The organism is Deltaproteobacteria bacterium, assembly GCA_019308905.1.
GTDB lineage: Bacteria > Desulfobacterota > BSN033 > WVXP01 > WVXP01 > JAFDHF01.
In genome coordinates, this window is the sequence record JAFDHF010000128.1 from 1 (window position 1) to 3,616 (window position 3,616).

At 53.5% G+C, this 3,616-nt stretch carries 1 protein-coding gene; it reads left to right on the plus strand.

The window, feature by feature from the left end; all coding sequences use genetic code 11:
• Window positions 1–555: 555 nt before the first annotated feature.
• A partial coding sequence (locus JRJ26_20365; protein MBW2059844.1) for a glycosyl hydrolase occupies window positions 556–3,616 on the plus strand: 3,061 nt, incomplete at its 3' end.

Below are 3,616 nucleotides of genomic sequence, written 5' to 3' on the forward strand. Positions count from 1 at the left end.
CTGTTGCCAAGATAAGTATTGGAAATTTCTTGTGGATTTTTTATTGACTGGACTTGTTTTTTATTTATAGTATTGTTGAAGAAGTTAGTTAGAAGGTGGAAATTTGATAAAATTAAGGGCAAATCATCATCAACAGAAAAACGAAATCTCAATACCCAGAATACTGACGATCCGACCGGCCTACACATCGAATTGGGCACCCCAGTAAACTGAACAAACCTGGCAATCAACCTGGATTATTCACTAGCCTAGGTTGCTGCAGATGCGAGGCGTGACCTATACCGCTGTGGTCGTCCACCGCAAATGGGTCACAACGAAGCAGATGCGGGAAGACAGGCTCGCTTGAAGGGTAAAAAACGCCGATGCGCTATAAAAAAATTCTTCTTGAAAAGTTTTTTCAGCAATGTCAGGATAACTTCCTGATATTGCTGAAGAAAAACAGGCATCGGCGTTTTTTTTGAATAAACCAGGCTAAAGAGTTTCCCTCGATATGAGTTTAGATTATACTTTTTCTCATAAATTGAGAACAGAATTCTTTTTCGAAGGAGGAAGTTTATGTCACCAACTGGTTTGTTCGCTCTGCTGAAGGAGATGGTGATGAAGGCGATTGGCAGTCTCACCCGGATCGGCTTAAGGACATCCTTCACTTTGGTTGTTGTCCTCCTTGTTCTGTTTGGATGCCACAACAGCTCCCTTGACGGGGGCAGAGGCGAGAATGTTCTCACCGAGTATCCCAGCGTGGATGACAGCTTTCTTTCTGCCCTCGAGTGGCGGTTTGTGGGGCCGTACCGTGGAGGGCGAGTTGTGGCGGTGGCGGGACATCCCGACGACCCCCTCATCTACTATTTCGGCGCTGCCCACAGCGGAGTGTGGAAGACCACCGATGCCGGCCGGCATTGGCGGAACGTATCGGACGGCTTCTTCAAATTCCCTGCGCTGGGTGCCCTGGACGTATCTCTCTCGGATCCCAAGGTGATCTTCGCAGGGACAGGTGAGGGACTTCCACGCCAATTCATTTCGCCCGGAGACGGAGTCTACAAATCCACTGACGGAGGAGAGACGTGGACCAATGTTGGCCTGAGAGAAACCCGGCACATCGCCAGGCTCCGTATTCATCCAACCAATCCCGATATTGTGTACGTGGCAGCAATGGGAGACATGTTCGGCCCCAACACAGATCGCGGTCTCTATCGAACCTCAGATGGAGGGAAGACATGGGAACGGATCCTGTATAAAGACGAGACAACCGGTGCGGTGGATCTGTCTATTGATTTCAAGAACCCGAAGGTGATCATTGCCGCCCTGAACCACCATGTGACCTACCCGTGGGACGAGGAGAGCAGCGGTCCCAGCACAGGCCTGTTCAAGTCCACGGATGGTGGGGATACCTGGACTGACATCACCCACAATCCCGGGATGCCAAAAGGCCTAGTCGGCAAGATCGGTATATCCATCTCACCGGCTGATTCCAACCGAGTGTATGCGTTCATCGAGGCTGACAGAGGCGAAGGTGGAATCTATCGTTCCCATGACGGCGGGTCCACATGGCAGTTGACGCATCAAGACCCTGGCAAGATGGAAATCCCCAATTCTTACAACCACATCACTGCCGACCCTCAGGATCCTGATGTCGTCTATATCCAGCCCATCACTGGTTTACATAAGTCCACAGACACTGGCCGAACCTTCAAACGTGTGCCCATGGAGAACTGGGACCCTCATGCCTTATGGATAGCTCCCAACGACTCTCGCCGAATGATCGAAGGAGGGGACGGAGGCGCCTCGGTAACTTTGAATGGAGGGGAATCTTGGTCGAGCCTCAAAAACCAACCAACCGCAGACCTACTCAGTCTGGCTGTGGACGACCAGGAGCCCTACTGGCTATACGGTGCTCAGAACGACAACAGCCACATCGCGATTCCAAGTCGAACCGACGCACAGACCATCGGATGGAATCATTACCTTATCATTCCAGCCGGCGAGGGCGGGCAGACGGCGGTCAAGCCCGATGGCAGCGTAGTCTATGCCTGTGATAGGTCCAGGATGGTCCGTTTTGACCGGGAAAACGGACAGGCTCCACACATCAGCGTTTGGCCTGAGTGGGTGTTCGGAACGCCCGTCAAAGATGTGAAGTACCGTTTCTACTACTCGTTCCCGGTGCTCCTCTCGCCGCACGATCCCGGCCTGCTCTACACCGCTGCCCAGTACGTCTTCCGATCCAAGGACGAAGGCCAATCCTGGGAGCAGATCAGTCCTGACCTCACGCGGAACCGCCAGGATGTTATGGGCGAAATATCCGGGGGACCCATCAGTTCCAATGCATCCTCGCTTTTTCACGTAAGTCTCATCCGGACCCTGGCTGAATCCCCTCTCAAAAAGGGTGAGCTCTGGGTGGGCACTGATGACAGTACCATTCAGGTATCGACAGATGGTGGCAGCAGTTGGCAGGATGTCTCTCCTCCAGATCTCTTAGAGTGGACCACGATCACAGCCATAGACGTGTCTCCTCACCGACCGGGGACGGTCTATATCTCTGGAGAACGGCACAGGGTGAGCGATCGCACGCCGTATCTCTACAAAACCACCGACTACGGAAACACCTGGCAGCGGATCACGAACGGGATTCGGGAAAACGATTACTCGTGGGTCATCCGGGAAGATCCGGTTCGCCCAGGTCTTCTCTACGCGGGAACTGAAACCGGCGTGTACGTTTCATTCAACGCCGGTGAATCTTGGTTGTCCTTACAACGCAACCTGCCACCTGTGATCGTCATGCAGATGGTCGTGAAAGATAACGACCTGGTGGTGGCAACCCATGGGCGGGGCTTCTGGATCATGGACAACATCTCATCCCTACGTCAGATCACGCCCGAAGTTGTCTTGGCCCCGGTGCATCTATTTAAAATAGTTCCTGCCCTGCGTCAACCATGGGGGGGAGGAGGATACTCTGGGTCTCCAGAAGAAGCGAGGAATCCCCCCCGAGGAGTGATGATTGAATATTACCTGGCTGAGGCACGCAGCAGTGAAGTAACACTCACGCTCATGGAGGCCGATGGCGATATCATCCAGCAGTTTTACAGCCGGTCACCAGAAGGTCCCAAGCCCCCCACTAGGGCAGGCATGAACCGTTTCTTCTGGGATATGCGATATCCGAGGGCCCAGATGCCCCCGGCCGCTGGTGCCTTGAAAGGTTTTCTGAGCATCGATTACTCAGCGCCTTCACCACCGGTTGCTCCTCCTGGACAATACATCGCCCGGCTCACGGTGAACGGCCAGACTTACCAGCAGCCTTTCAAGATTCAGAAAAATTCGAGAGCAAAGGCCAGCGATGCCGATCTTAGGGCCCAGTTTGATCTCATGATTGACATCCGGGATCGGTTTAGAGAAGTAGCTGACACGGTGATGAGAATCAGAGAAATTCGAGCCCAGGTTGAGGGGCGTCGGGCTGAGCTGCCTGAGGAGTCCCGGGTTGAGGCGGACAGAATTCTTAAGCAACTGAGGGAAATTGAGGGCATTCTGACGATATGGATGGGGTCGGAGGCTCACCCTATGATGTGGAGCCCGCCAGGATTGACCGAAAAGCTGAGCTCACTCTCCCATGCCGTTGGTGCGGCCG